Here is a 25,472-nt window from a genome sequence, read left to right on the forward strand (position 1 = left end):
TGCTCGACGCGCCGCGATGCGCTCGACCAGGGGGGAGACTGGTGTGGACCGGATAGTTGTGTGCCTGCGCGCCGATGACCCGATCTCCAGAGCGGGGGTCGCCACGCAACTGCGGCCCCGGCCGGAGATCCGGCTGCAGGAGGAGGGGGAGGAACCGGCCGCCGCCGTGGTGGTGGTCGTCGTGGACACCATAGACGAGGAGTCGCTGCGGACCCTTCGCCACATCCGGCGGACGACGGCGGCCCGGGTGGCGCTGGTCGCCACCCGCATCGACGACCAGCAACTGGTCGGCGCCGCCGAGTGCGGAGTGGCGGGCGTCCTGCGCAGGTCCGAGGCGACGCCGGAGCGGCTGGTGCAGGTGATCAACGCGGTGGCCAGGGGAGAGGGAAGTGTTCCCGCGGACCTGCTGGGCCGCCTGCTGGAGCAGGTCGGCCAGTTGCAGAGCCAGGTCCTGGCGCCGCGCGGCCTGAACTTCCACGGGCTCACCGACCGGGAGATCGAGGTCGTCCGACTGGTCGCCGAGGGGTACGACACCGGGGACATCGCCACCAAGCTCGCGTACTCCGATCGCACCATCAAGAACATCCTGCACGACCTCGTCACCCGCCTGCACCTGCGCAACCGCTCTCACGTCGTCGCCTACGCGCTCCGGCAGGGGCTGATCTGAAGAGGCCGGCCCGCCCCGGCGGGTGAGGGAGAGACCGATTGCCCAGAGGGGCAGACCGCACTTCCCACAGGGGTGTCCCATGCGCCGCTCCGTCGAAGAGCGGCGCCGGGGACGGTGGGGCAGACGCCGATCTGGGAGGGGATGTCGTGCGGTTGTTCCGGCTGCGGGCGGGCCTGATGGCCTCGGTCCTCGCGCTCGGCGCGGTAGGGGCCGGCATCGGAGAGACGGTGCCGGCGGCCCTGACCACGGCTTCGTCCTCCCTGTCGTCCCCCCTCCCGCCGTCCTCTTCGCTCTCCTCTTCGCTCTCCTCTTCACCCTCTGCTTCTTCCCCGTCTTCGTCTTCTGTGAAGGCGTCGGTCCCGGCGTCGCCGGTCTCGCCGTCGCTGGTGGAGCAGTCGTTGAACCCCGGCGCCTCGATCACCGTCGCCAAGCGGGTGCGGACCCCGGCGGTGCCGCCGAAGCCGGACGTGGTGCTGCTGGTGGACAACACGGGGAGCATGGGCAGCGTCATCGCCAACGTGAAGAACAACCTGCCCACGATCGTCGACCAGGTCTTCGGCGTGCAGCCCGACTCCCGGTTCGCCGTCGCCAGCTTCGGCGACCAGGACGACCCGGAGGTCGGCGCCGACCGACTCTTCCTCCTCCACCAGCCGTTCACCGACGACCGCGCCGCCATCCAGCGCGGCGTCGATCAACTGGACGCCAATTACGGCGACGACGTGCCGGAGGACTGGGGCAACGGGCTGTTCGAGGTGGCGACGGGGGCGGGCGGCCGCAACACCTTCAGGGACGGGGCCACACCCGTCGTCGTCCTCGTCGGTGACGCACCCACCCACGAACCGAGCAACCACCACTACCTGGCGGAGGTCGAACAGACGCTCAAGGACCACGGCGTCAAGGTCCTCGCCGTCGGCGTAGGCGGAGACGGGCTCGACGAATACGGCCAAGCCACACAGATCACCGAGGCCACGGGCGGTACGTACCTCCGGGGCATCAACGCGAACGACGTGTCGAACGCCATCGTCCAGGGTCTGACGAACCTGCCGGTCACGGTCGGCCACCGGCTCGTCGAATGCGACCGCTCGCTCAGCGTCTCGCTCTCTCCGCCGAGCGTCCAGCTGACCAGCGGCCAGACCGCCTCCTTCAGCGAACAGATCACGGTGTCCCCGGACGCACCGCAGGGCTCCACACTGTCCTGCACGGTCCAGTTCACCCTCGGCCCGGCGGCGGACCCGGCCTACCGGGAGCAGATCCGCATCACCGTCAACGACGTCACCGCGCCGGCGGTGACCGTCGACGACCGTACGGTGGAAGCCACCGGCCCGGGCGGCGCGGTCGTCGACTACCCGGCCTTCGCGCACGACAACGTCGACGGCGACGTCCCGGTGTCGTGCGAGCCGCCCTCCGGGACGCGCTTCCCGATCGGGCGGACGACGGTCACCTGCACGGCGACCGACAAGGCGGGCAACACCGGCCGCGACACGGCCGTGTTCACCGTCGTCGACACCACCGCACCGGCGGTGAGCGTCGACGACCGCACCGTCGAGGCGACCGGCCCCGACGGCGCCGTGATCACCTATCCGGCCACGGCCACGGACCTCGTCGACGGCGACGTCGCGGTGGTGTGCGAGCCGTCCTCCGGCTCGACGTTCCCGATCGGGAAGACCACCGTCACCTGCACCGCGACCGACGCCGCCGGCAACACCGGCACCGACACAGCCGAGTTCACGGTGACCGACTCGACCGGCCCCCTCGTCACCGTCGAGGACCGCACCGCGGAGGCGACCGGTCCCGGCGGCGCGGTGGTGGAGTACCCCGCGTCGGCGCAGGACACGGTCGACGGGCAGGTACCGGTCACCTGCGAACCGCCGTCGGGTTCGCTGTTCCCGATCGGGGCGACGACGGTGACCTGCACGGCGACGGACTCCCGCGAGAACACCGGTAAGGACACCGCCGTCGTCACCGTCGTCGACACCACCCCGCCCGTCGTGACCGTCGACGACAGGACGGTGGAGGCCACCGGTCCCGACGGCGCGGTCGTGGAGTACAGCGCCACCGCCGTCGACACCGTGGACGGACCGACGAAGGTCATCTGCACACCGCCCCCCGGCGCCACCTTCCCGGTCGGGACGACCACCGTGACCTGCACGTCGACGGACGCGCACGAGAACACCGGTACGGACACCGCCGTGATCACGGTGGTCGACACGACCGCGCCCGTCGTCACCGTGGACGACCGCGCCGTGCCGGCCACCGGTCCCGCCGGCGCCGTGATCGAGTACACCGCCACGGCCCAGGACCTCGTCGACGGACCCGTGGCCGTCACCTGCACGCCCCTGTCCGGTTCCACCTTCCCGGTCGGCACGACCACCGTGACCTGCACCGCGACCGACGCCGCCGGCAACACCGGCACCGACACCGCCGTCTTCACCGTCGTCGACGACGGCAAGCCCGTCGTCCAGGTCGACGACCGGACCGTACGGACCCTCAGCCGGGCCGGCGCACCCGTCACCTACACCGCCACCGCCCAGGACCTCGTCGACGGCGCCCTGCCCACCACCTGCACCCCGCCCTCCGGGTCGAACTTCCCGCTCGGGAAGACGACCGTCACCTGCACGGCCACCGACAAGGCGGGCAACACCGGCAGCGACACCGCCGTCGTGACCGTCATCCTGATCCCGCCCGTGCCGGTCGCACCCGCAGCCGACCTCGCGGTGACCGCCGCCGCCGGACCGCAGCCCGCCTTCACCGGCGGCACCGTCACAGCGACGTTCACCCTCACCAACGCGGGACCGGACAACGCGACGAACGTCGTCCTGACCAGCGGGACACCCGCTTCCGCCACCGTGCTGAGCCCCCAGGACCGCTGCACCGCCGCCCACCCCTGCACCCTGCCGGCCGGCGGCCGCATCCAGGTCACCACCCGGCTGTCGTACGACAAGGCCACCAGCGGCACCCTGACGGCGCGGGTCGCCGGCACGCCGACCGACCCGCGTACCGCGAACAACACCGACACGGTCCGGCTCCGGGTCCTCCAGCCCGTGCTGACCGCCGGGCCCGCCGTCGCCCGGCTCGGCGACGTCGTCCTCGCCGAGGGCCGCGACTTCCCCGCCGGAACCGTCGTACAACTGAAGTGGAGTCAGGGCATCACCGCGGCGACCGTTCCGGTGCGGGTGGGCGTGGACGGAACGTTCCGCACCCAGGTCCTCGTCCTGCGCAAGGACCGGACCGGACCCCGGCTGCTGCGCGCCACAGGACCCGGATACGACCCGCTCACCGCGCAGGTCCTCGTCGTGCCCCGCAGCCTCCAGCCACCCGACTTCATCGGCCGCGGATGAGCAAGGCGAAGGGGGAACCGTGATCCACGAGGTGGACGACGCACTGCGCGCTCTCGTACGCAACGACGCCCTGAGCGGCACACAGGTCAGCGTCATGTTCGACGCGCCCACCCGCGAGTGGGCGGCCAAGGTCAACGCTCCCACCGTCAATCTGTACCTCTACGACATCCGGGAGGACATGCGCCGCCGCTCCCGCGGCCTGTCCAACGAGTACGACGACCGGGGCACCGTCATCGCCCGGCACCGCCCGCCCCGGTACTTCAAGCTGTCCTACCTGATCACCGCCTGGACCCGGCGCCCCGAGGACGAACACCGCCTGTTGTCGTCCCTGCTGCTGTGCCTGCTCAGCAGCGACGCCATGCCCACCCGGCACATGACCGGCTCACTGGCCGAGCTTCCCCTGTCGGTGCCGATGACGATCGCGCTGCCGCCCCCCGAGGACCGGGCGTTCGCGGATGTGTGGAGCGCACTCGGCGGTGAGCTGAAACCCTCCCTCGACCTCGTGGTCAGCCTCCCCCTCGTCGGCACGGGCACCGTCGCGGCCGCGCCGCCGGTCACCGAGGAGGGCGGCCTTCGACTCGGGCTGGAGAACACCGGCCACACCGGCCACACCGACCAGGGCGCCACCGGAGCGCAAGGAGCCGACGCGGCGGACGAGCCGGCGGCGCGCCGCCCGCGGCCGGCACGGTCCCGGCGCGTCCGCGAATGAGCGAGGCCTGCCGGCTGCCCCGGCTGCCCCGGTTGCACTCGGGCTGCGGACGGCCCCGGCGGCCAGAGCCCCCGCCGAAGCCCGGCGTGGGCAGGCGATGGACGAGCCGGCGTGTTCGCCCGCGGCCGGGCGCCGGCCCGGCACCGGGCCCGGCGCGGACTCGCGAGTGCCGCACTCGCGGTCGGGCCGGCCCGCCGTGGCAGTGCGCCCCGTGAGGGGCGCGCGGGATCGCACGGCCGGCCACGCACGATCCGCGGTATCCCACCCGGCGCACACACCGACACCGACACCGAGCGGAGCGAGGAGCATCCCATCGCCGAGAACCCCAGCCTTCGCCACCTGCTGGACCGGGTGGTCCTCGTCGAGGAACGCGTACGCCGCGCCGTCACCGCCCGCAGACAGACCGACCCCAACCCCGACGACGCCTTCCGGGGCCTCTACCTCACCGAGGAGTCGGTCGACCGCCTCCTCGACGCGCCACCCCGTCCCGCCGCCCCCGACCGCACGGACGCCGCCCGGCACGCCGAGGCCGAGACGCGAGCCGACACCGCCGACCCGCCCACCAGCCTGCGCCGCCTCACGGCCGGTCTCGGCCTGACCGACCTCGACGTCGAGATCCTGCTCATCGCCCTCCTGCCCGATCTGGACGCCCGCTTCGAATCGTTCTACGGCTATCTCAACGACGACGTCACCCGGCGCCGCCCCTCCATCGGCCTGGCTCTGACGCTGTGCGGACTGTCCCCGGCGGACGCCGCCGCCCGCGCCCGCCTCGGCGCCACCGCGCCCCTGCTCTCCGGCGGCCTGCTGATCGTCGAGGACCAGGACCGTCCGTTCCTCGGGCGCGCCCTGCGCGTCCCGGACCGGGTCGCCGCGCACCTGCTCGGCGACGACACCCCCGACCCCCGGGTCGCCGACCTGCTGACCCCCGCACCGCCCGTGCCCGGGGTGGGCGACGCCGCCCCGCTGGCCCGGGCCCTCGCAGCGGATGTACCCCTGGCCTATCTGCGCGAGGATCAGGGCGGCGCCGGCCCGGCCCTCGCCGCGACCGCTCTCGCCGGGGCGGGGCGTCCCGCCTTTGCCCTGGACCTGGCGCGCCTCGCCCGCGACCCGGCCCCCGCGGACGCCGTGCGCACCGCCGTGCGCGAGGCCAGGCTGACCGGCGCGGGTCTGGTCTGCGCCCCCGTCGACGCCCTGGACCGGGACCGCGAACGGGCCGCCGTGCTGAGGCAGTTGACAGACACGCCGGTCCCCGTCGTCCTTGTGGGTCACCCCCCGTGGGACGCCGCCTGGTCGACGCGGCCCCCGCTGCTGCTGCGCGCCCCGCGCGTCGAGCCGACCGCGCGAGCCGCGCTGTGGCAGGCCGCGTACGGGCCCTCCGTGCCCGCCGGCCTCAACGTCCCGAACCTGCTGGCGCCCTTCCTCCTCACCCCGGAGCAGATCACCCGGGCGGCCCGAAGCGCCGCCCAGAACGCGCTCCTGGACGGTGGCGAGCTGCGCCCCGAGCACATACGCCGCGGCGCCCGGGCCCAGAACTCCGCCGGACTCGACGTGCTCGCCCGCCGCATCGAACCCGCCGTCGGCTGGGACGACCTCGTCCTGCCTGCCGACACCCTCTCCCAGCTGCGGGAACTCACCGCTCGCGCCCGCCACCGCGACCGCGTCCTCGGTGAATGGGGGATGCGTCCCGGCGGCGCCCGCGGCCGGGGCGTCGTCGCCCTGTTCGCGGGCGACTCCGGCACCGGCAAGACCATGTCCGCCGAGGTCATCGCCGCCGATCTGGGCCTGGACCTCTACACCGTCGACCTGTCCACGGTCATCGACAAATACGTCGGCGAGACCGAGAAGAACCTGGAGCGCATCTTCTCCGAAGCGGCCGGGGTGAACGGCGTCCTCCTCTTCGACGAGGCCGACGCGATCTTCGGCAAGCGCTCCGAGGTCAAGGACGCCCACGACCGCTACGCCAACGTCGAGAGCGCCTACCTCCTCCAGCGCATGGAGTCCTTCGACGGCCTCGCCGTCCTCGCCACCAACCTCCGCGCCAATCTCGACGACGCCTTCACCCGCCGCCTCGACCTCGTCGTCGACTTCCCCGTCCCCGACCCCACCCAGCGCCTCGCCCTCTGGCACCGCTGTCTGGCCCCCCTCCTGCCCGGGGCCGGTGACCTCGATCTCCCCTTCTGCGCCGACTCCTTCGAACTCGCCGGCGGCAACATCCGCTCCATCGCCGTCACCGCCGCCTACCTCACCGCCGACGCGGGCTCCCCGCTGACCATGCGCCAGCTGATCCACGCGGTCCAACGGGAGTACCAGAAACTGGGGCGCCTGACCCTGGCGAGCGAATTCGGCCCTTACGTCGATCTGCTCGCCCGGTGACCTAGCCTGCTTCCCGGGCGAACAGCTTGTGGACTTCCTCCGGGCCCCGCTGCAGGACCGCCTCCAGCTCGTCGGGGCCGATTTCGGCGTGACTCGCGTTCGGCTTGTCGGTGAACTCCAGGCCAGGCCGGCACAGGAGATAGGTGTTGCCCTGCCGGAAGTAGTCGAACGGCACCCCGGCGGCGTAGAGCTTGCGGGTGATCTGCCACTCCCGTTCCTCGGAGACGGTCACGGTTTCCCTGACCCGCTGCCGCAACTCGGGCACCAGCTCCCGATAACTCTCCTCGGAGAGCGGGTTGCCGGTGAGGTCGACCTCACGCAGCTTCGGCAGCCCGGATCGCAGGGCGGAGATGTCCTCGATGGCGTTGAGGGGCAGTTTGAGGCGTCGGATCATGGGCAGCGTCTGCACCGCGCTCACGTCGGCGAGCGCACTGAATCGTACGGAAAGCGACGCCAGCTGCGGATGGCCCGCCAGCGCCGCGAGGTCGCGTCCCGGGTAGCCGACCACACGCAGCGTCTTCAGCATGGGGAAACGGGCGAGGTCGCCCAGGTCGCGGGGGAAGAGGACGGCCAGGGTGTCGAGCTGGGCGAGGTCGTCGTCGCTGTAGGGCGGATTTCTCTGCAACCGGCGCTGCACAGCCTCTTCCACCTGAGGCTCGAGGAGCGGCATCGATCAGCTCACCTCTTCCACGGCGTCTTCGGCTTCGTCGAGGTTGACCATGATGGCGTCGAAGTTGGCTGCCTGCTCTTCACCGAGCTGCTCGACGGTCATGGGGACTATACCCGCGGCCGTCTTCACGAGGGCCGCGACCGGCTTGCCGAGGAATTGCGGATCATGATTGTCGAGGTTTCCGTTCCAGATCAGGGGGTTGTTCGGGTCCCGCAGCTGGGCTCGCAGGGCACTCACGTACTGCAGCGCGCTGCCCTGGTGCTGGTTGAAGATCTCGCGCAGTCTGTTGTGGAAAGCGTCCTGGCCGTTGGTCAGAGTGAACTTGTACTTGGTCTTGCCGTGCTCGACGTACTGCTGCCAGAGGGCGCCGGAATGGCCGTTGGGTGACACGCCCTGGATGGCCCAGATGACGTGCTCGGTCTTCGACCGCAGCGCGTGGTGCAGTGCCACCCAGCGGGCCGCTTCGAGCTTGTCGCCCCGCGAGAGGTGGCCCATCGCGCGGATGAGAACGGCCGGGATGTAGTCGGTTGGAATCCACTCGTGTTTGCCGGAGTCGGCCCTCCGGAAGAGGTCCATCAGGTAGTCCTTGGACGGCTTGTGTTTCGCCCACAGGTCGAGAACCCTGGTGTTCCACTCCGAACTCTCGGTGGCGACGAAACGCAGGAAGCCGATGATGCCGCCCTTGGCGTTGACGGTGGCTTCGAGATCCTTGTTCACCTCTGATCCGGAGCCGGGCAGCGGGGCGAACTTGCCGTAGGAGCCCGACGTCACTCCGTACTCCATGCTGTTGACCTGGTTCGTGGCGTCCGTCGAGCGGCCGTCCCGGGGCTTCTTGAGTTCCTGCAGCGCGGCCTTGCCGAGGGTATGCAACATCCTCTCGCGCAGTGGCCCGCCGGCCCTGAAGGCGTGGTTGTAGAAGTTGGCGGTGTCAGCGGCGGTGCCAGGGTCGTCTCCCTTGCCGCTTCTCCGGCGGGGCTTCTCCTTGAAGTAGCCGAGCAGTTGCTTCAGGACGGCCTGATCGGTGAGCAGCCCCGCGGCCTCGGCGGGGAGACCGGCGAGTTGGACTGGAGGGTCGTCCCACACCGGCTTCTCGTCGACCTCGGTCACCTTCAGCGTGGTGTTCCACGCCTGCTGCGCCTCCTTGGAGAAGGTCGCGGCGTGCGCCGGCAGCGCTTGGCGGATCATCTCGAGGTAGCGGGCGTCCGACGGGTCCTGCGTCTCCTGCGGGTTCTCCTCGGTGCCGCGGGCCTCGACGCCGAGGCTGATCTCGTCGGTCGGGTTCACCGTGCCACGTGCCGACCAGCTGCCGCCCCGGACGACCGGTTCCAGTGAGGACATGCCGTAGCGGACCCGGATCGCCGCGAAGGCCGCGCGCAGGGCGGCCCGGCTGAACCGGCCGCTGCCGTTCAGGCGCTGGGCGGCGGACCGGGCGGCGGCGAGGCCCTTGGCGAGGCGCTGCCGCTTGCCCTCGGGACTGTCGTCGCCCCCACGGACTTTGCTCTTGAGTTTGTTCCAGATCTTCTTGCCGAGAACGACGATCTTCCCGACGATCCAGTCGACGGCCTTCATGACCGGCTTGGACAGCGCGGTGAAGAATTTCTTGACCTTGTCGGCGATTCCGCTGATGCCGAGGATCGCGGCCAGGGCTCCGATGAGTACGGGGATCGACTTCGCGAGGGCCGTCTCGATCAACCCCGGTACGCCGCCCGCTCCTCCGCCGGCGATGGCGATCACCGCATCGAGTACGGCGTTGACGAACTCGACGATCTGGGCGCCGCGTTCGACGATGAACGTGACGATGTCGACGATCATCTTGCAGGCCTTGATGAACGCGCTGGCCGGGTTCAACAGGCTGACGATCCAGGTGATCCCGGCGACCAGGACGGTCGGGATCAGGTATTGCGAGATCTTGCCGAACAGGTTCCCCTTCAGATCTCCGACCTGCTCCTTGATCTCCTCCGTCACCCCGGCGACACCCTCGCCCTGCAGCTTCGCGACCAGCGGTACGCCCGATTCGACCGCGGACATTGCCTGTTCGGGGATGCCCTTCCGGACGATCCGAGCGCGTATCGCCCCCCAGGTCAGGCCCAGCAACGAAGAGATCATGCCGAGGATGCCCCGCAGGTCGAACTTCGCGGGAATCTGCAGGCCCGCGCCCGACATGGTGCCCAGGAGCCAGCCGATCAGGCCCTTCTTCAGGTGGGTGTCGATGTTGGCCATGAACGCTTTCAACCCGGCGCCGACCGCGGTCACCAGGTTGCCGAGGAACCCGATCGGGTCCTTGATGATGTTCATGACCGCCGTGGCGGCCTTCGCCAGGACGCCCAGCAGCATGTTCTTCAGTTCGATGATGGTCTGGATGACCCCGACGACGGCGTCCCTGGCCTTGGCGATCAGGCCCTTGTTCTCCTCCTGGAGTTTCTTGATCTCGTCGTCGACCGCGTTCAGCGCCTGGGTGTACTTCTGGGCGAGGTCCTGGACGAGCTGGTCCGACTTCGCGTCGACGTCCGCTTGCAGACCGTCGAACTTCTCCGTGAAGTCCTTGGCGGCCTGCTGGCCGAACTTCTTCAGGTCGGCGGGGAGTTTGTCGACCTCTGCCTTGAGTTCGGCGCGTCCGCGCGCGATGCGGTCCTTGGCCTTGCCCAGTTCGGTGCCGATGACGTCGGCGATGGAGGAGATGACGTTCTGCATCTGGGCGACGTAGAGCTTGCGGGACTCCTGGAAGAGCTGGTTGGCCTCCTCGGGCAGACCCGCGAACTTGTCCTTGACCCACTTGAGTTTGCCGGTCCAGCCGGAGTACCGCTTGTCCTTGTAGGCGTTCATCCGGCGTTTCTGGTCCGCCATGAAGGCGTCCCGCGCGGCCTTCTCACCGGCCGTGAACCTCTCGTCGACGAGCTTGTCCAGGCCGGAGAGGGTCCTCTCCACGTCCGTCTTCGTGCCGTCGAAGACCTTCTGCAGGCGCGCGGTGACCTCGGCGCGTCTGCGTTCGTCGGCGGACTTGGTGGCGCCCTTGCCGCCGTCGACCTGCTTGCCGGTGGAGGTGCGGGCGGCGGCGAGACCGGTCATGGCCTGGGCGCCGATGGCCGCCGCGCCCTGCTTGGCGGCGGCCAGTTGCCTGGCCTCGGCGCCGCGGGCCTGCCCCGGCGCCGTCGCGGAGTGCTTCTCACCCTCCTTCTTGGCGCCGAGGGCGTCGGTGAACTGAGGCTCGTTGCTCTTGGCGAGCTGGTCCTCCGTCACCTCGGCGTCGGCCAGCTGCTGGTTGATCTGCTGCGGGCCGCCGGAGAAGTCGGTGACCGCGTCCGGCTGCCGGGCCGGGACGGCGCCCGCCGGGTTCGGGGCGCCGGGGACGGGCGGGGGAGCGTCGGGAGTGAGCGGGGTGACGGGCTTGTCCTTGGCCTTGGACAGGTCGGGCGCCGCCTTGGTGGCGGTGTCGATCTCCTTGGCGGAGGTGGCCTTGCTCTGGCCGACCTGACCGCTGACCCGGCCCTTGACGGCCTCCGCCTTGCCGGACCCGGAGAAGTGGTCGGCCTCGTCGAGGTTCTTCGGGGCCTGCGCGGCGATGGCCTGGTTGACGGCTGCGATGAACCCGGCCTTGTCGAAGGTGCCGGGCTTGGCGGCGTTCATCTTCTCGGCCTGCGCGGCCTTGCCCTGGGCCTGCCTGTCGTCCGGCGGGGCGACGGCGGCCTTCTGCGCGGCCTCCGACTCCGCGGCGGCGGGAGCGTGCCGGGAGGCCGCGGTCTTCTTCGCCCGCACCTCGGACTTCAGGCCCTGGAAGGCGGGCGACGCGGACGGCGGCTGTTTGACCGGCGGAGCCGGGGCGGCCGTCGAGGGCGCAGCCGCGGCCTGACGCTGCACGACGAGCCGCGCCACCGCCGCGTTCCCCGCCCCTGTCTGCAGCAGCCGCAACTGCTGCGGGGTGAGTTCCGCCGGCGGGGCGGCCTCCGGCCCGGCCGCGGTGGTGGGTGAGGTGGTTCCCTCAGCCGTCGGCCGGGCCTGTGCCTGTGCCTGGGCGGGGGCTGCCGGGCGTGCCGGCGCCGCGCTGGTCCTTGCGCTGGGTCCTTTGTCCGGCGCCGCCTTCATGGCCGCAAGTGTTCGCTTTCGTGGCTACTCGTACACGAGAAGGGCGGGTACGGCCGGGGGAAGGGCGGCCTGCCTCATCGGGCAGTGGGCTGTGCACCGCGCCGCGGACGACGACGCGTTCCGGGTGATCGCGGCCGGAGCCAGAATCTGCTTCGGCCGCAGGTCAAGGAGGAGTGGGTATGCCGTCGTATCTGTCCCCAGGCATCTACGTCGAAGAAGTGGAGGCCGGGGCACGACCGATCGAGGGAGTGGGCACCTCGGTCGCCGCGTTTCTCGGCTTCGCCCCACAAGGGCCCCTGAACGAACCGACACTGGTCACCAACTGGAGCCAGTACGTGGGCGCATTCGGCGACTTCGTCGAGGGTTCCTATCTGGCGTCCGCCGTGTACGGCTACTTCGCCAACGGCGGCGGGAACTGTTACGTCGTGCGGATCGGCGACGGCGGGAGCGGCGTCGCGGGCGAACTGCCGAGCGGGTCCGCCGGCGGGACGGCGGGCGGCGAGTCCGCAGCCGAGGCGCTGCTCGGCGGATTCCGGGTCCGGGCACTGCCGGCCGTCACCGGTGAGATCACGGTCGAGGTCGGCGCGGCGGACGGCGAGGCGCCGCCGAGCGAGGCGTTCAAGCTGGTCGTCAAGGTGGACGGGGAGGAGAAGGAGAGCTACCCGTCGGTGTCCGCGCGCCGCGGCAAGGACAACGTCGTCACCAAGGTCAAGGAGAAGTCGCAGATCATCGCCCTGGAGGAGGTGAGCAGGGCCGCCGCGTCGACGAAGCCCGACACCGGCACGGTCGTCCTCGCGGCCGGGTCCGGCACGGCGCCCGCTCCTGCCGGCTCCGGCACGGTCGCGCTGTCGGCCGACGACTACATCGGCGACGCGGACGAGCGGACGGGCTTCGGCGGGCTGGAGGCCATCGACGAGATCACCACGGTGGCCGTGCCCGACCTGATGAGCGCCCACCAGCGCGGCATCGTCGACGACGAGACCGTCATCGCGGTGCAGCAGGCGCTGATCGCCCACTGCGAGTTGATGGGCGACCGGGTCGCCATCCTGGACGCTCCCCCCGGGCTGTCGCCGCAGCAGATCAAGAACTGGCGGATGGACACGGCCGGCTTCGATTCGAAGTTCGCGACGCTCTACTACCCATGGATCAAGGTTTTCGACCCGTCGGTCGGCCGTAACACCTTCGTCCCGCCGAGCGGGCACATAGCCGGGGTATGGGCGCGCAACGACGAGTCGCGCGGTGTGCACAAGGCGCCGGCGAACGAGGTCCTGCGGGGCGCGGTCGGTCTCCAGACGCAGATCACCAAGGGCGAGCACGACCTGTTGAACCCGATCGGCGTCAACTGCGTCCGCTCCTTCCCGGGCCGCGGGATCCGGGTGTGGGGCGCGCGCACCCTGTCCTCCGACCCCGCCTGGCGCTACCTGAACGTCCGCCGCCTCTTCAACTACCTCGAGGAGTCGATCCTGACGGGCACGCAATGGGTCGTCTTCGAACCGAACGACGACGCCCTGTGGGCGCGTATCAGGCGCACCATCTCGGCGTTCCTGGTCAACGAGTGGCGCAAGGGCGCGTTGTTCGGGCTGACCCCGGACGAGGCCTTCTACGTCAAGTGCGACCGGGAGACCAACCCCGCCGAGAGCATCGATGCCGGCCAGGTCATCTGCGAGGTCGGGGTCGCTCCGGTCAAGCCCGCGGAGTTCGTGGTGTTCCGGCTGGCACAGCTGTCGGGCGGCACGGGATCGGTCGACGAGTAACAGCACGCATGCGGGTCACGGCCCCACGACGGTGGGCCGCCCGCGGATCGGTCCCGGGGCGGTGGAAGACCGCCGCTCCACACACGAGATGAGCTATGGAGGCTGGGATGGCACTCCCCGAACTTGACAGCTCTGTCGGCCACTCCTTCGGGCTGGAGTTCGACGGCGTGGTGATCAAACAGATCACCGAGGTCAGCGGCTTGAAGATGGAACAGGACGTCATCGAGCTCAAGCAGAACACCACCGACGGAAAGTATGCCGTCAAGAAGCTGCCGGGCCGCCCCAAGGCCGGCGAGGTCACCGTCACCCGCGGTCTGACCGAGGACAACAGCTTCGAGGCGTGGATCAAGTCGTCCCGCTTCGGGAAGATGGGCGACGCCCGCAAGAACGGCGCGATCATCGTCTACGACTACGAGGGCAGCGCGATCAAGCGCTATCAGTTGATCAACGCCTGGCCGAAGGCGCTGGAGATCGGCACCCTCAAGGCGGGCGACACCTCGGTCCTCACCGAGAAGCTCTCGATCACGTACGAGAGCATGGAAGTTGAGTGATGCGCAGAGGGACGCCCGCTCCGGCGCGGCCGGCGGCACAGTCGTCGCCGGGCACACCGGAGCACGACCGCACCGGCGGGCCGGGCGACAGCGCGAGCGGTGCGGGGCGTGACACGCTCCGCACCGAGTTCGCCTTCGAACTGCCGCGGGGGTACGTCGACGATTCCGGCACCGTCCACCGGCACGGTGTGATGCGGCTGGCCACCGCCCGGGACGAACTCATCCCGCTGAGGGACGACCGGGTGCGGGAGAACTCCGCGTACCTGTCGGTGGTCCTGATCGCCCGGGTGATCACCCGGATCGGCACCATCGAGGACGTCCACGCGGGCCTCGTGGAAGACCTGTTCGCCTCGGACCTCGCCTTCCTCCAGGACTTCTACCGGCGGATCAACGCGGAGGGCCACACCCGGGCCGCGGTCACCTGCCCTTCCTGCCAGGAACACTTCGCGGTGGACCTCGCCGGGGGCCGCCTGGGGGAATCGTGACGTACGCGGTCGAGCGCCTTTACGAGGAGATCGCGTACCTGGCCTATCACTTCCACTGGCCACTCGAAGAGCTGCTCGATCTGGAACACCCCGAACGGCAGCGGTACGTCGAGCAGATCGCCCGTCTCAACGGGCGGTGAGAGGACACCGAGATGGGACTGCTGTCCTGGCTGACGAGGAACGGTGAAGGCTCGCGGGGCGGCGTCACGGAGCCCGGGACGCGAGCGCGCGCCGACGCCGGGACGACGCCACCCGGACCGGACGCGACGCCGGACGCACAGGTCACGGGCGGGTGGCGGTCGACGCCACCCGTGCAACGGACCCTGAGCGCCCCCATGGGGCTGGTCACCGACCCTCGCGGGTTCGGTGGGCGGCTGGGTACCTGGCAGGACCCGACCGTCACCGGCCCGCTCGGCCATCTCGTCAGCGCCCGGGCGCCGTCCGGCGTGGGCCACGGCCTGGCGGAACCCATGATGCCGGTGCAGCGGATGAGCGTACGGCCTCAGGCACAGGCCTTCGGCGGATCGCGGGAGGCGCAGAATCCCGTGCGGGGCGAGGACGCTGGGTGGGCAGACCGGTCGGGTGACCGGCCGGACGACTCCCATGGCACGGTTGGCCCGACCGCCCAGGGGACGGTGTCGTCCCCGGGGCCGGGACTGTCGGTGCCCGAGGGCGTACGGGCGGGCGCACCGGTGGCGCTTCCCCTGGCCTCACTCCAGCGGACGGCCGTGCTGCCGACCGCGCCGGCGCGGGACACGGCACCGCCCGCTCCGGCGATGGTCATGCGGGTACCCGCCGTTCCGGCAGGCCCCGCACCCACCCGGCCCCTGGTCGTCGCGGAGCCACCGGACGAACCGGCGCGGGAACTCACGCCGGTCCCCGCGTCCGGGCCGGACCCGGACCCCGGCCCCCTGACACCGGACACCCCGGACGAGCCCGTCGCCGGACTGCTCGCCGCACCCGACACGCCTGCGGGGCCGGACGAGGTGAGGGGCGGCGTCGTCCAGCGAACCGAAGCGTCGGCCACTGCCCGGCCGACGCCAGTACGGGACACGCCCGCGCCCCCGCTCTCGCTCGCCGCGCCACGCACCGGCACGACCGCCGGCCAGGGACCGGACACCGCCCTCACCGCCCCGCTCATCGGCGGCGTGGACGGCGCCGGCCCTGCCGTGCAGTCCGTTGTGCAGCGTGACGTCGCGGTCCCGCCGCGTCCGCGGCATCGGGGTCTCGGCGAGCCCCTCACCGCGCTGCCGCCCACCGCCCTGCCCCGTCCGGGCTCGACGGCGACACCGGCAGAGTCCGCCGCCGCGCCCCCTTCCGTCGCCTCCGACACGTACGTCTCCCGAACGGTGGAGGTCCCGGAGACACCGGCGGCCCCGGAAATACCGACAGCCCCAGAGGAGTCGGCGGTGCCGGTGGAGTCGGCGGTGCCGGACGTCGGGGCAGGTCCGGCCGAGCCCGCGGTGCCGTCGTCCGATGGGGAGGCCACCGCGCCACTGCTCGGCGACACGCCGCCCTTGACCACGGACCCGGTGGACCTCGGCACAGTGCTCTCGCCCGAGACGGTGACAGACGCCGGCGCCGAACCCGTAAAACTCGGTCAGCTGCCCGCTCCGGACACCGGTCCCGGAATGGACACCGGTCCCGGGTTGGGGACCGGCTCCGGCCCGGGGTCCGGTACCGGCTTCGGGTTGGGCTCCGGCTCGGGATCGGGTGCCGGTTTTGGGTTGGGCTCGGTCCCGGGGTCGGGTGTCGGCTCTGGCGCGGGGACCGCGCCGGGGGTGGGACTGGTTCCAGGCCCGGCGCCCGCCCCCGGGCCCGCCGTCGCTTCCGGCGGTGCCGCGCCGCAGGGACCGGTGGCGGTGCAGCGACTCGACGTGCTCGACGTACCCGGCGGATCGCCCCCCGCACCCCCCGTACCCCCGGCGACCGCTGTGACGCCGGTGCGCGCGGAGGCCGATCCGGCGCCGCTGCTCGGTGACGCCGCACCGCTCGCGGTGAGTGACACGGTGGCGGTCGAGGCGACCGGACCGGGGGAGATGGTGACGGCCGCGACACCCATGCCGATGCGGCGGCTGGACGCCGTGAACGCAGCGGACGCCGCCACGCTTCCCGGTACGCCGCCCGAGACGGGGGCGGGGTCGGATGCCGGGCCGGTGGCCCAAGGCGGCGGCCCCGTTTTCCCACTGGTGGCGCAGCGGTCACTGCCTCTCTACACCGTGCCGGAAGCGGCGCCCTCCGCCGAGGCGCCGGTCGCCTCCGAGCCTGCGGCAGCGGTCCCGGTCCGATGGGAGCGGGCCGGCGGCGGACCGTCCGCCCCCGGGGCCGGCGGTTCGGGCGGCCATGCCTGGTCCGCCGACACCGCGCCCGACGGCCCTCGCAGTGGGCACACCGCGACCGGCGGCGGCAGCGCCTACCCCGCCACCGCCACCGCCACCGCCACCGGCCACGCGGGCGGCGTCGTGCAGCGGGCCACGGACGCCGGTACGACAGCTCACGCCGATGGCGCCCCCTCTGCCTGGTCCTACGGCGACGTAGGCCGCCCCGGGCGCCCGGAATTCCCCGGCGTTTCAGCTCCCGGTGCCGCAGTCCGCCCCGATGGCCTCCTCCAGCCCGCCACCCGGGCGCTTCAAGGTCCGGACGCCCTCGGCCCCCCGGTCCCGCTGCAACGGCTCGCGAGCGTTCCCGGTGTCGCTCCGTCGCCCGTACCCCACTTCGCCACGCCATCGCTCCCGTCCCCACCCCTCCGGGGACGGGCCCCCTCGGCTCCCGCGCTGTCCGGCGTCAGCGCGGGGGCCGCGGCGGTCGCCGCCGGGGTGGCCCAGTGGATGCCGGACGGCTCCGTGGAGTTCACCGCGCCCGCCGTGCAACGCGCCGAGGACGGCGCGTCGGCCGGGGAGCCGCCCGCCGACCCGCCGACGCCGCCGGAGCCGGCCGCTCCATCGGCGGCGGAGCCGTCGGCCTCGACGTCGGCCGCCGCCCCGGGGAAGACCGCCGGGTCGGGCGTCCCCAAGGTCACGGACGAACTCGTCCGAGCCCTGGTCGCCCCCCTCAGCAGGCTGCTCAGAGCGGAGCTGCGCATCGAACGTGAACGCGCCGGCACCTTGATCCACACCAGGCATTGACAGAGCACCCGGCACTGACAGAGCACCCGTACCGACAGAAAGGCAGGGCATCGGATGTCCACGACCCAGGACCCGGCGGTCACGGTCTGCTTCGTCGTCACGATCGACGGGATCGAGCTGGGGTCGTTCAACACCTGTGAGGGGCTGGGCTGCGAGGTGGTGCTCGAAGCCCGCGAGGAGGGCGGGAACAACGGCCATGTCTGGCAGTTGCCGACCCGCCTGAAGTACCCCAACGTCAAACTGTCCCGGCCGCTGACGAAGGACACCCAGAAGGTGGCCAAGTGGTTCGCCAGCATGACCACCGGGTTCGCCCGCAAGACCGCGCACATCGAGGCACGTACCGGCGACGACGTGATGGTCGCCCGCTGGGGCCTGCTGGAGGTGGTGCCGGTGCGCTGGACCGGGCCCACGTTCAATCCCGAGTCGCCCAAGGTCGCCACGGAGACCATCGAGATCGCGCACCACGGTTACATGATGGAGCCCGGAGCATGAGCGGGCCCGTGGCGTTCAGCGCGGCAGGCGGCGGCGCGAGGTCGGCGTCGGCCGCGGGCGGTGACGCGCGGCCCAAGCTGGAGCACGCCTACCTCGAACTGCGCACCCCGCCCTCGGGCGGCAGCCTCACCCCCGGTGGACCCTGTGGCCGGATCGACTTCCAGTTCAATCCCAAGGAACTCAGCCTGGGCAAGTCCGCGTCCTGGAAACGCACCCCCGCCAAGGGCGCGAAGAGCGCGGGCCCACCGGAGTACCAGGGGCCGCAGCCCAGCAAGCTCACCGTGGAGATGTTCTTCGACGCGAGTGACACCCAGGACACCAGTGTCGTCAAGGCGGTGGAGAGTCTGTTCGCCTGCTGCGTGCCGACCAACGAGACCCGGCAGGCGCAGCGGTCGTCGCCGCCCTGGGTGGTCTTCCACTGGGGCGGCATCACCGGCTTCCCCGGCTACGTCAGCCAGGTCCAGGTCAAGTACACGCTGTTCACCACGTCCGGGACGCCGATCCGCGCGGTGTGCCAGGTGACGATGGAGGAGATCAGCGGAGAGACGGCCGGCCAGAACCCGACGTCGGGGGCGCTCACCGCCCGCCGTGTCCACCGCGTCCGCGCCGGTGACACCCTGCAGGGCCTCGCCTGGGCCGAGTACGGCGACGCGGCGGCCTGGCGGGCCATCGCCGAGGCCAATGGCATCGACGATCCGATGCGGCTGACGGAGGGGCGCGAACTGCTGCTCCCGTCGGCCGACGAACTGGACACGCTGCCGGGCGGGCCGGCGGAGGCCGTCGCGTACGGGTCCGCGGCGGCCGGCGGCCGGAAGGACGTCTGATGGCCAACGACACCGTCGCCAAGATCCTCGTCATGGAGATCGGCGGGACCAGGCTGCCCGCCGACCTCGCCAACACCCTGGTGGAGGGCTACGTCGACGACAGCCGAACCCTGCCCGACACGTTCGTCCTGCGGTTTCGCGACCCCAGCCGGGTGCTGCTCGACAAGGCCGGCATCAAGATCGGCTCCGAGGCGCGGCTGCTGGTCTCCTCCGGTGCGGGCGGCTCGCCGAAGCCGCTGCTCAAGGGCGAGGTGACCGCACTGGAGCTGGACTTCGACGAGACCGGGACGTTCACCGTGGTCCGCGGCATGGACAAGGCGCACCGGCTCTTCCGGGGCCGTCGGGTCGCCGCCTACCAGAACATGACCGTCGCGGACATATGCCGTCGCGTCGCCCAGCGCGCCGGGCTCCGGACGGGGACGATCGACGTCTCGGGGCCGGTCCTCGAACACGTCGCCCAGGCGAACGTCTCCGACTGGGAGTTCCTCCGCGACCTGGCCGAGGACGCCGGAGCACAGGTCTATGTGATCGACGGCGCCCTGCATGTCACCGGGCCCACCGCGGCATCCGGCGCGCCCGGCTCCTCGGCCCGCGCCGACCGTGACCCGCTGGTGCTGGAACTCGGGAAGAACCTGGTGCGCTGCCGCGCCGGGGTGACCGCCGCCGAGCAGGTCTCCCAGGTCCAGGTGCGCGGCTGGGACACCAAGACGAAGCAGGCGCTGGTCGGCACGGCGGATGCGGGCAGGGCGGACACGATCCAACTGGGCATCAGCCCGGCGGACGCGGCGCGCCCCTTCGGGAAGGCCGACTACCTCGTCACCGACAACTCCTACGGCGCGCAGGCCCGCGTCGAGCAGGTCGCGAAGGCGCTGGCGCAGCGGATCGCCGGGACGTTCGCCGAGATGGAGGCGGTCATCCAGGGCAATCCCGAGGTCCGGGCCGGCGGCGCGGTCGCACTGTCCGGGGTAGGCGCCCCGTTCGACGGCCGGTACACCGTCACCGCCTCCCGGCACGTCTTCGACGCACAGCGCGGCTACGAGACCTGGGTGACCGTCTCGGGCCAGCAGGAACGCTCCCTGTCGGCGCTGGCCGGCGCCGCCGCGGGCCGGGCGGGCCGGCTCCCCGAGGTGGACGGAGTCGTCATCGGCCTGGTCTCCGACACCAAGGACCCGGACAAAGTCAGCCGCGTCAAGGTCAAGTTCCCCTGGCTGTCCGACGAGTACGTCAGCGACTGGGCCCGGTGCGCGCAGACCTCCGGAGGAGGGGGCAAGGGCGGCAAGGGAACCTCCGCGTTCGTCCCGGAGGTGGGTGACGAGGTGCTGGTCGGGTTCGAGCAGGGCCGGCTCGACCGGCCGTATGTACTCGGCTGCCTCTTCAACGGGCAGGACAAACCGTCCACGGCGAGCGGCGACCTGATCGACGGGACCAGCGGCGCCGTCAACCGGCGGTCGTTCTCCTCCCGCAGCGGCAACCAGCTCGAACTGCTCGACAACGCCTCCGGGCCGCAGGGCGTACGGATGATCACCGGCGACGGCAAGCTCACCCTCGACCTCGACCGCAAGGGCACCAAGATCATCGTGCACAGCGACGGCACGGTGGAGATCGACGCCAAGGACAAGGTCACCGTCAAGGCCGGCAACGGCGCGCTGATGGACGCGGGCAACGGCACCCTCGAACTGACCGGCAAGTCGGTGAAGGTGACCGCGCAGACCGGCGTCTCGGTCGACGGCGGCAGCGGCCAGGTCGGGCTCACGACGAGCGGGGGAGTGGAGGTGAAGGGCAGCCAGGTCGCGGTCAACGGCACCGCGCGCACGGAGATCAAGGGCGGGGCGACCTGCACGATCAACGCGGGCCTGGTCCGGATCAACTGACGGTCCGTCACATGGCGCCGCCAAGAGATGACGACAAGCGACAAGCCGACGAAAAGGAGCCTTCTGAATGCCACCCGCCGCTCGCGTCGGCGATCCCACCGGCCACCCCGGGACGGTCGGCCCGCCTGGCGCGCCCACCGTCCTCATCGGCGGCATGCCCGCCGCCACGGTCGGCACCACCCACACGTGCGCCTTCCCGCCGCCCGCCGTGCACCCGCCGTCCGTGATCATCCCGCCGGGCTGCCCCACCGTCCTGATCAACGGCAGGCCCGCCGCCCGCATGGGTGACACCGCCGCCTGCGGCGCCCCGATCATCGCGGGCTGCCCGACCGTCCTGATCGGCGGGTGAGCCGCTGATGGGACAGCAGTTCGTCGGCGCGGGCTGGGCGTTCCCGCCGCGCACCGACGCCACCGGCAGCATCGCCCTGGTGCGCGGCGAGCGGGAGATCGAGGAATCGATCCGGCTCGTGCTCGCCACCTCGCCGGGGGAGCGACCCATGCGGCCGGAGTTCGGCTGCGCCATCCACGACTACGTGTTCGCCCCCGCCGACGCGAGCACCGCGGGGCAGGTCGCCTACGAGATCCGGCTCGCCCTGGACCGCTGGGAGCCGCGGATCGAGGTCGTGGGCATCGACGTCCGGTTCGACGCGGTGGAGGACGGCGTGCTGTACATCGACATCAGCTACACCGTGCGGGGCACGAACGACCCCCGCAACCTCGTGTTCCCGTTCTATGTGATCCCCGCGCACGAGGAAGGAACGGGTCCGTGACGCTGCCCTCCCCCCATCTCGACGACCGGAAGTTCCAGGGACTCGTCGACGAGGCCAAGAGATTCGTCCAGCAGCGCTGCCCCGAGTGGAGCGACCACAACGTCTCCGATCCGGGCGTGACCCTGATCGAGGCGTTCGCCACGATGGTCGACCAGCTCCTCTACCGCGTCAACCGCGTGCCGGAGAAGAACTACCTGGCCTTCCTCGACCTGATCGGCGTCCGACTGCACCCGCCCACCGCCGCCCGCACGGACGTCACGTTCTGGCTCTCCGCGCCGCAGCCCGAGAACGTCCGGGTCAGGGCCGGCACCGAGGTCGCCACCGTGCGCACCGAGACCGAGGAGGCGGTGGTGTTCACCACCGTCCGCGACCTGCCGATCGTGCCGTGCGGACTGGCCCGGCTGGCGACCTGCCCCGCCGGAGGCGGAGCCACCGACCGTACGCAGGAACTCGCCCTCGGCCGTGACGTGCCCTGCTTCGACTCCGAGCCCGCCCCCGGCGACGCCCTGTACGTCGGCCTGACCAACCCCGTCCGGGCCGGGGTCGTCGTGCTGCGTCTGGACTGCCGGGTGGACGGCGTCGGCGTCGACCCGCGCCGCCCGCCGCTGCGCTGGGAGGCGTGGGACGGCACGGCGTGGGCGCGCTGCGACGTCGAGGAGGACACGACCGGCGGCTTCAACCGCCCCGGCCAGGTGGTGCTGCACCTGCCGGGCGGTCACACGGAGTCCACGATCGCGCGCCAGACCGCGGGGTGGGTGCGCTGCCGGCTGGTCTCCGCCGAGCCGGACCAGCCCACCTATCTGCAGTCGCCGACCCTGCGCGAGGCCGAGGCCTTCACCATCGGCGCGACGGTCGAGGCCGTGCACGCCGAAACGGTGACGGACGAGGTCCTGGGGCTGTCCGAGGGCGTGCCCGGTCAGTCCTTCCACGTCGCCCGGCCCCCCGTCGTCCCGGGCGACGAGCCGTTCGTCGTAGAGGTGGCGGACGGTTCGGACTGGTCGCAGTGGCACCGCGTCGACGACTTCGCCCACTCGGGACCCGGCGACCGGCATCTGACACTGGATCCGAACTCGGGCCGGATCGACTTCGGTCCGGCGGTTCGCGAGCCGGACGGGACGATCCGCTACTACGGCGCCGTGCCGGCCAAGGGAGCCCCGGTGCGGATCCGCGCCTACCGGACCGGCGGCGGCAGCCCCGGCAACGTCGCCACCGGGACGCTGCGGATGCTGCGCACCTCGCTGCCGTTCGTCGCCCGCGCCGAGAACCGGCGGGCCGCCGTCGGCGGCGTCGACGGGGAGAGCGTGGAGAGCGCCAAGGTCCGCGGCCCCATGACGTTGAGCACCCTGTACCGGGCGGTCGTGCCGCGCGACTACGAGGTCCTGGCGCGGGAGGTCGCCCCGGACGCGGCGCGGGTCGCCTGCGTACCCGCGGGGGAGGGCGAGGAGGGCGGGGTGCGGCTGCTTCTGGTGCCGGCCGTGCGCAGCGACGACCAGGGACGGCTGCACTTCGACGACCTGGTGCCGCCCCGGGAGACGCTGCGGGCCCTCGCCGACTATCTGGACCAGCGCCGTCCCATCGGCACCCGGCTGGTGGTCGAGCCGCCCTACTACCAGGGCGTCACCGTCGTGGCGTCCGTCCTGGCGGCCCCCGGCGCGGCCGCCGACCCGGTCCGCACCGCGGCGCTGGCCGCCCTGTACGGGTACTTCAACCCGATCACCGGAGGACCGAGCGGGCAGGGCTGGCCGTTCGGGCGGCCGATCCACGCCGGAGAGGTGTACGCCGTCCTGCAACGGGTGCCGGGCGTCGACCTCGTCGAGGACGTCAGGCTCTTCCCGGCCGACCCGGTGACCGGGCAGCGCGCCGAGCCGGTCACCAGGATCGTGCTCGACCCGCACGCCCTCGTCTTTTCCTACGAGCACCAACTCCGAATGCGGGAGGCCTGAATGCGCGCAGCGGTCGAGGGACTGCCCACGCCTCATCCACTCATCTACCAACTCCCGGCCGTCTACCTGGGAGAGGACTTCATCCAGCGGTTCCTCGCGGCGCTGGACGACGTACTGGCGCCGGTGCTGCTCACCATCGACAACCTCCCCGCCCATCTCGACCCGCGAACCGCCCCGGAGGACTTCCTGGCGTGGCTGGGCGAATGGGTGGCCGTGGGCCCCGCCGCCGATCGGCCGGCCGGACAGCGCCGGGCCGCGGTCCTCAACGCGGTGGAACGGCACCGCAGACGGGGCACGAGAGGCGGACTCGACGAAGCCGTACGGCTGGAGTTCGGCACGGAGGCGGAGATCGAGGAGACCGGCGGAACGTCGTGGTCCGAGACGGCGCACAGCCCTCTGCCCGGGCCGGCCGGTGCGCCGCCCCGGGTGACCGTACGGGTGCGGGTGGCCGACCCGGACGCGGCAGGCGCGGAGCGGCTACGGCGGCTGGTGGCCGGTGAGGTGCCGGCGCACGTCGGATACGCCACGGAACTGCTGCCCCTCGCGGACGCGTCATGAGCGGCCCCGGCGGGCTGATCTGCCCGGACTGCGGCCACCACAACGCGCGGGGCGCGGCGTTCTGCGCGTCCTGCAACGCCTTCCTGGACTGGGAGCAGAGCGGCGCCGGCTCCGAAGACGGCGGTCAGGGCACGGCAACGACGACCCGTGCAGCGGTCGCCGGGCCCGCCGTATCCGGCCCGGCGGCGCAAGGTTCCGTGGCGCAGGGTTCGGTGGCGCAGGGCCCCGTGGCAGCGGACGCGTCCGGTGCCGGGCCGTCCGTCCAGGGAGCGGTGACCGCCGGTCCCGCGCCGGAGCCGACGACCGCCCGGACCGCTTCCGTCCTGCCCCGGCCGCAGACGTCGACGCCCGCTGCCACACGGCCCCAGGCGCAGCCGACGTCGGAATCCGGGCCCTCCGGCACCGTGCGGCGGCCCGGTGAACGGTCGGCGGACCCGGACGACCTGCCCGCGGAGCCGGACACGCAGGACACCCCCGCGAACGCCCCCCACCCCCGGACCCCGGTCCATGACCTGATCTGTCCGGCCTGTGCACAGGCCAACCCCCGTACCCGCACCCTGTGTCTGCGCTGCGGCGCCGTGCTCACCGCGCCCGTGGCGGCACAGGAGCGGCTCTCGTGGTGGACACGACTGCGGCGTCGGCTCCGCCGCCGCCCGCCGCCTCGGCTCGCGGCCGGACAGCGCCCCGCGGGCCGGGCATGGCGACGGCCGAGCCTCGCGATCCCGATCACGCTGGTCGTCCTGCTCGGCGGCGGCTACCTCGCCCGGCCCCACCTGAGCAGCCTCATCGACAACCTCCGCGACCGGACGGCCAAACCCACCCCCGTCAATCCGAAGTTCGCGGAGGGGTCCAGTCACCTCAAGGACCACGGGCCGAACCTGGCCTTCGACGGGGCGAACAACACCTACTGGGCGCCGACACAGGCCGGCGCGGGCACGGGTGAGGAGGTTCAGGCACGCTTCGAACAGCCCGTCACGCTCACGACCCTCATCATCCAGACGGGGATCTCGGTCAACAAGGACGAGTTCCTCAAGCAGGCCAGGCCGTCCGTCCTCGACGTCGAACTGGGCGAACCGGGCGGCGCGGTGCACAAGAAGCAGCTCAAGCTGGAGGACAAGCCGGGGCCGCAGACGCTGGACCTCGCAGGGAAGAACGTCAGTACGGTGCGGTTCATCGTCCGGTCCAGTTACGGAGCCGAGGGGAAGAACCGGCACACGGCGATCCTGGAGGTCGAGTTCTTCGGCCGCCGATGACATCGGCTC

At 71.8% G+C, this 25,472-nt stretch carries 19 protein-coding genes; 17 read left to right on the forward strand and 2 right to left on the reverse strand.

Annotated elements, in window-relative coordinates:
- Nucleotides 1-43 precede the first annotated feature (43 nt).
- The 4 genes from ACZ5SK_RS25870 to ACZ5SK_RS25885 all read left to right on the forward strand — a co-directional run bounded on the left by ACZ5SK_RS25870 (nucleotide 44) and on the right by ACZ5SK_RS25885 (nucleotide 7,087).
- Nucleotides 44-667: a helix-turn-helix transcriptional regulator gene (locus ACZ5SK_RS25870; protein ID WP_334574944.1), complete on the forward strand. Its 624-nt coding sequence runs from the start codon at nucleotides 44-46 to the stop codon at nucleotides 665-667.
- A gap of 146 nt (nucleotides 668-813) precedes the next feature.
- Nucleotides 814-4,005, forward strand: a complete 3,192-nt coding sequence (locus tag ACZ5SK_RS25875) for an HYR domain-containing protein (RefSeq protein WP_334574942.1) — start codon at nucleotides 814-816, stop codon at nucleotides 4,003-4,005.
- Nucleotides 4,006-4,024: 19 nt separating this feature from the next.
- Complete coding sequence (locus ACZ5SK_RS25880; protein ID WP_361703046.1) at nucleotides 4,025-4,714, forward strand: Pvc16 family protein; 690 nt, start codon at nucleotides 4,025-4,027, stop codon at nucleotides 4,712-4,714.
- Nucleotides 4,715-5,026: 312 nt separating this feature from the next.
- Complete coding sequence (locus ACZ5SK_RS25885) at nucleotides 5,027-7,087, forward strand: ATP-binding protein (RefSeq protein ID WP_457494133.1); 2,061 nt, start codon at nucleotides 5,027-5,029, stop codon at nucleotides 7,085-7,087.
- A gap of 1 nt (nucleotide 7,088) precedes the next feature.
- Here the strand turns inward: ACZ5SK_RS25885 and ACZ5SK_RS25890 are convergent, their stop codons facing one another.
- Nucleotides 7,089-7,757 carry a leucine-rich repeat domain-containing protein gene (locus tag ACZ5SK_RS25890; protein ID WP_334574940.1) on the reverse strand — a complete coding sequence of 223 codons (669 nt, stop codon included), beginning with the start codon at nucleotides 7,755-7,757 and terminating at the stop codon, nucleotides 7,089-7,091.
- Nucleotides 7,758-7,760: 3 nt separating this feature from the next.
- Nucleotides 7,761-11,837, reverse strand: a complete 4,077-nt coding sequence (locus tag ACZ5SK_RS25895) for a phage tail protein (RefSeq protein ID WP_361703043.1) — start codon at nucleotides 11,835-11,837, stop codon at nucleotides 7,761-7,763.
- A gap of 179 nt (nucleotides 11,838-12,016) precedes the next feature.
- Here ACZ5SK_RS25895 and ACZ5SK_RS25900 point away from each other — a divergent pair, with 179 nt between their 5' ends.
- The 13 genes from ACZ5SK_RS25900 to ACZ5SK_RS25960 all read left to right on the forward strand — a co-directional run bounded on the left by ACZ5SK_RS25900 (nucleotide 12,017) and on the right by ACZ5SK_RS25960 (nucleotide 25,463).
- A complete protein-coding gene (locus tag ACZ5SK_RS25900; protein ID WP_334574937.1) occupies nucleotides 12,017-13,591 on the forward strand; it encodes a phage tail sheath family protein in 1,575 nt (524 codons plus the stop codon).
- 107 nt (nucleotides 13,592-13,698) lie between these two features.
- Nucleotides 13,699-14,142 carry a phage tail protein gene (locus tag ACZ5SK_RS25905; RefSeq protein ID WP_079658072.1) on the forward strand — a complete coding sequence of 148 codons (444 nt, stop codon included), beginning with the start codon at nucleotides 13,699-13,701 and terminating at the stop codon, nucleotides 14,140-14,142.
- Nucleotides 14,142-14,627, forward strand: coding sequence for a hypothetical protein (locus ACZ5SK_RS25910; protein WP_334574936.1), 486 nt, complete (start codon nucleotides 14,142-14,144; stop codon nucleotides 14,625-14,627). The genes ACZ5SK_RS25905 and ACZ5SK_RS25910 overlap by 1 nt, the downstream gene beginning before the upstream one ends.
- A complete protein-coding gene (locus ACZ5SK_RS25915; protein ID WP_099935404.1) occupies nucleotides 14,624-14,767 on the forward strand; it encodes a DUF6760 family protein in 144 nt (47 codons plus the stop codon). Before ACZ5SK_RS25910 ends, ACZ5SK_RS25915 begins: the two co-directional genes overlap by 4 nt.
- A 12-nt stretch (nucleotides 14,768-14,779) precedes the next feature.
- Nucleotides 14,780-17,752, forward strand: a complete 2,973-nt coding sequence (locus tag ACZ5SK_RS25920) for a hypothetical protein (RefSeq protein WP_468576626.1) — start codon at nucleotides 14,780-14,782, stop codon at nucleotides 17,750-17,752.
- Between the two features lie 54 nt (nucleotides 17,753-17,806).
- Nucleotides 17,807-18,244, forward strand: a complete 438-nt coding sequence (locus ACZ5SK_RS25925; RefSeq protein ID WP_079658068.1) for a phage tail protein — start codon at nucleotides 17,807-17,809, stop codon at nucleotides 18,242-18,244.
- Complete coding sequence (locus ACZ5SK_RS25930; RefSeq protein ID WP_334574932.1) at nucleotides 18,241-19,068, forward strand: CIS tube protein; 828 nt, start codon at nucleotides 18,241-18,243, stop codon at nucleotides 19,066-19,068. The genes ACZ5SK_RS25925 and ACZ5SK_RS25930 overlap by 4 nt, the downstream gene beginning before the upstream one ends.
- Nucleotides 19,068-20,939 carry a VgrG-related protein gene (locus ACZ5SK_RS25935; RefSeq protein WP_468576627.1) on the forward strand — a complete coding sequence of 624 codons (1,872 nt, stop codon included), beginning with the start codon at nucleotides 19,068-19,070 and terminating at the stop codon, nucleotides 20,937-20,939. The genes ACZ5SK_RS25930 and ACZ5SK_RS25935 overlap by 1 nt, the downstream gene beginning before the upstream one ends.
- A gap of 67 nt (nucleotides 20,940-21,006) precedes the next feature.
- A complete protein-coding gene (locus ACZ5SK_RS25940; RefSeq protein WP_079658065.1) occupies nucleotides 21,007-21,288 on the forward strand; it encodes a PAAR domain-containing protein in 282 nt (93 codons plus the stop codon).
- A gap of 7 nt (nucleotides 21,289-21,295) precedes the next feature.
- Nucleotides 21,296-21,709 carry a GPW/gp25 family protein gene (locus tag ACZ5SK_RS25945; protein WP_079658064.1) on the forward strand — a complete coding sequence of 138 codons (414 nt, stop codon included), beginning with the start codon at nucleotides 21,296-21,298 and terminating at the stop codon, nucleotides 21,707-21,709.
- Nucleotides 21,706-23,652: a putative baseplate assembly protein gene (locus ACZ5SK_RS25950; protein WP_334574929.1), complete on the forward strand. Its 1,947-nt coding sequence runs from the start codon at nucleotides 21,706-21,708 to the stop codon at nucleotides 23,650-23,652. Before ACZ5SK_RS25945 ends, ACZ5SK_RS25950 begins: the two co-directional genes overlap by 4 nt.
- Complete coding sequence (locus ACZ5SK_RS25955) at nucleotides 23,653-24,210, forward strand: phage tail protein (protein WP_334574927.1); 558 nt, start codon at nucleotides 23,653-23,655, stop codon at nucleotides 24,208-24,210.
- A complete protein-coding gene (locus ACZ5SK_RS25960; RefSeq protein ID WP_468576628.1) occupies nucleotides 24,207-25,463 on the forward strand; it encodes an NADase-type glycan-binding domain-containing protein in 1,257 nt (418 codons plus the stop codon). Before ACZ5SK_RS25955 ends, ACZ5SK_RS25960 begins: the two co-directional genes overlap by 4 nt.
- Nucleotides 25,464-25,472: the final 9 nt, after the last annotated feature.

The sequence above is a fragment of the Streptomyces sp. NPDC031474 genome (assembly GCF_055581185.1).

What these genes read in the sequence shown, in the direction of transcription:
- ACZ5SK_RS25890 (WP_334574940.1), bottom strand. Translation starts at nt 7,757, where the DNA reads ATGCCGCTCCTCGAGCCTCAGGTGGAAGAGGCTGTGCAGCGCCGGTTG.
- ACZ5SK_RS25895 (WP_361703043.1), bottom strand. Translation starts at nt 11,837, where the DNA reads ATGAAGGCGGCGCCGGACAAAGGACCCAGCGCAAGGACCAGCGCGGCG.
- ACZ5SK_RS25900 (WP_334574937.1), top strand. Translation starts at nt 12,017, where the DNA reads ATGCCGTCGTATCTGTCCCCAGGCATCTACGTCGAAGAAGTGGAGGCC.
- ACZ5SK_RS25905 (WP_079658072.1), top strand. Translation starts at nt 13,699, where the DNA reads ATGGCACTCCCCGAACTTGACAGCTCTGTCGGCCACTCCTTCGGGCTG.
- ACZ5SK_RS25910 (WP_334574936.1), top strand. Translation starts at nt 14,142, where the DNA reads ATGCGCAGAGGGACGCCCGCTCCGGCGCGGCCGGCGGCACAGTCGTCG.
- ACZ5SK_RS25920 (WP_468576626.1), top strand. Translation starts at nt 14,780, where the DNA reads ATGGGACTGCTGTCCTGGCTGACGAGGAACGGTGAAGGCTCGCGGGGC.
- ACZ5SK_RS25925 (WP_079658068.1), top strand. Translation starts at nt 17,807, where the DNA reads ATGTCCACGACCCAGGACCCGGCGGTCACGGTCTGCTTCGTCGTCACG.
- ACZ5SK_RS25930 (WP_334574932.1), top strand. Translation starts at nt 18,241, where the DNA reads ATGAGCGGGCCCGTGGCGTTCAGCGCGGCAGGCGGCGGCGCGAGGTCG.
- ACZ5SK_RS25935 (WP_468576627.1), top strand. Translation starts at nt 19,068, where the DNA reads ATGGCCAACGACACCGTCGCCAAGATCCTCGTCATGGAGATCGGCGGG.
- ACZ5SK_RS25940 (WP_079658065.1), top strand. Translation starts at nt 21,007, where the DNA reads ATGCCACCCGCCGCTCGCGTCGGCGATCCCACCGGCCACCCCGGGACG.
- ACZ5SK_RS25945 (WP_079658064.1), top strand. Translation starts at nt 21,296, where the DNA reads ATGGGACAGCAGTTCGTCGGCGCGGGCTGGGCGTTCCCGCCGCGCACC.
- ACZ5SK_RS25955 (WP_334574927.1), top strand. Translation starts at nt 23,653, where the DNA reads ATGCGCGCAGCGGTCGAGGGACTGCCCACGCCTCATCCACTCATCTAC.
- ACZ5SK_RS25960 (WP_468576628.1), top strand. Translation starts at nt 24,207, where the DNA reads ATGAGCGGCCCCGGCGGGCTGATCTGCCCGGACTGCGGCCACCACAAC.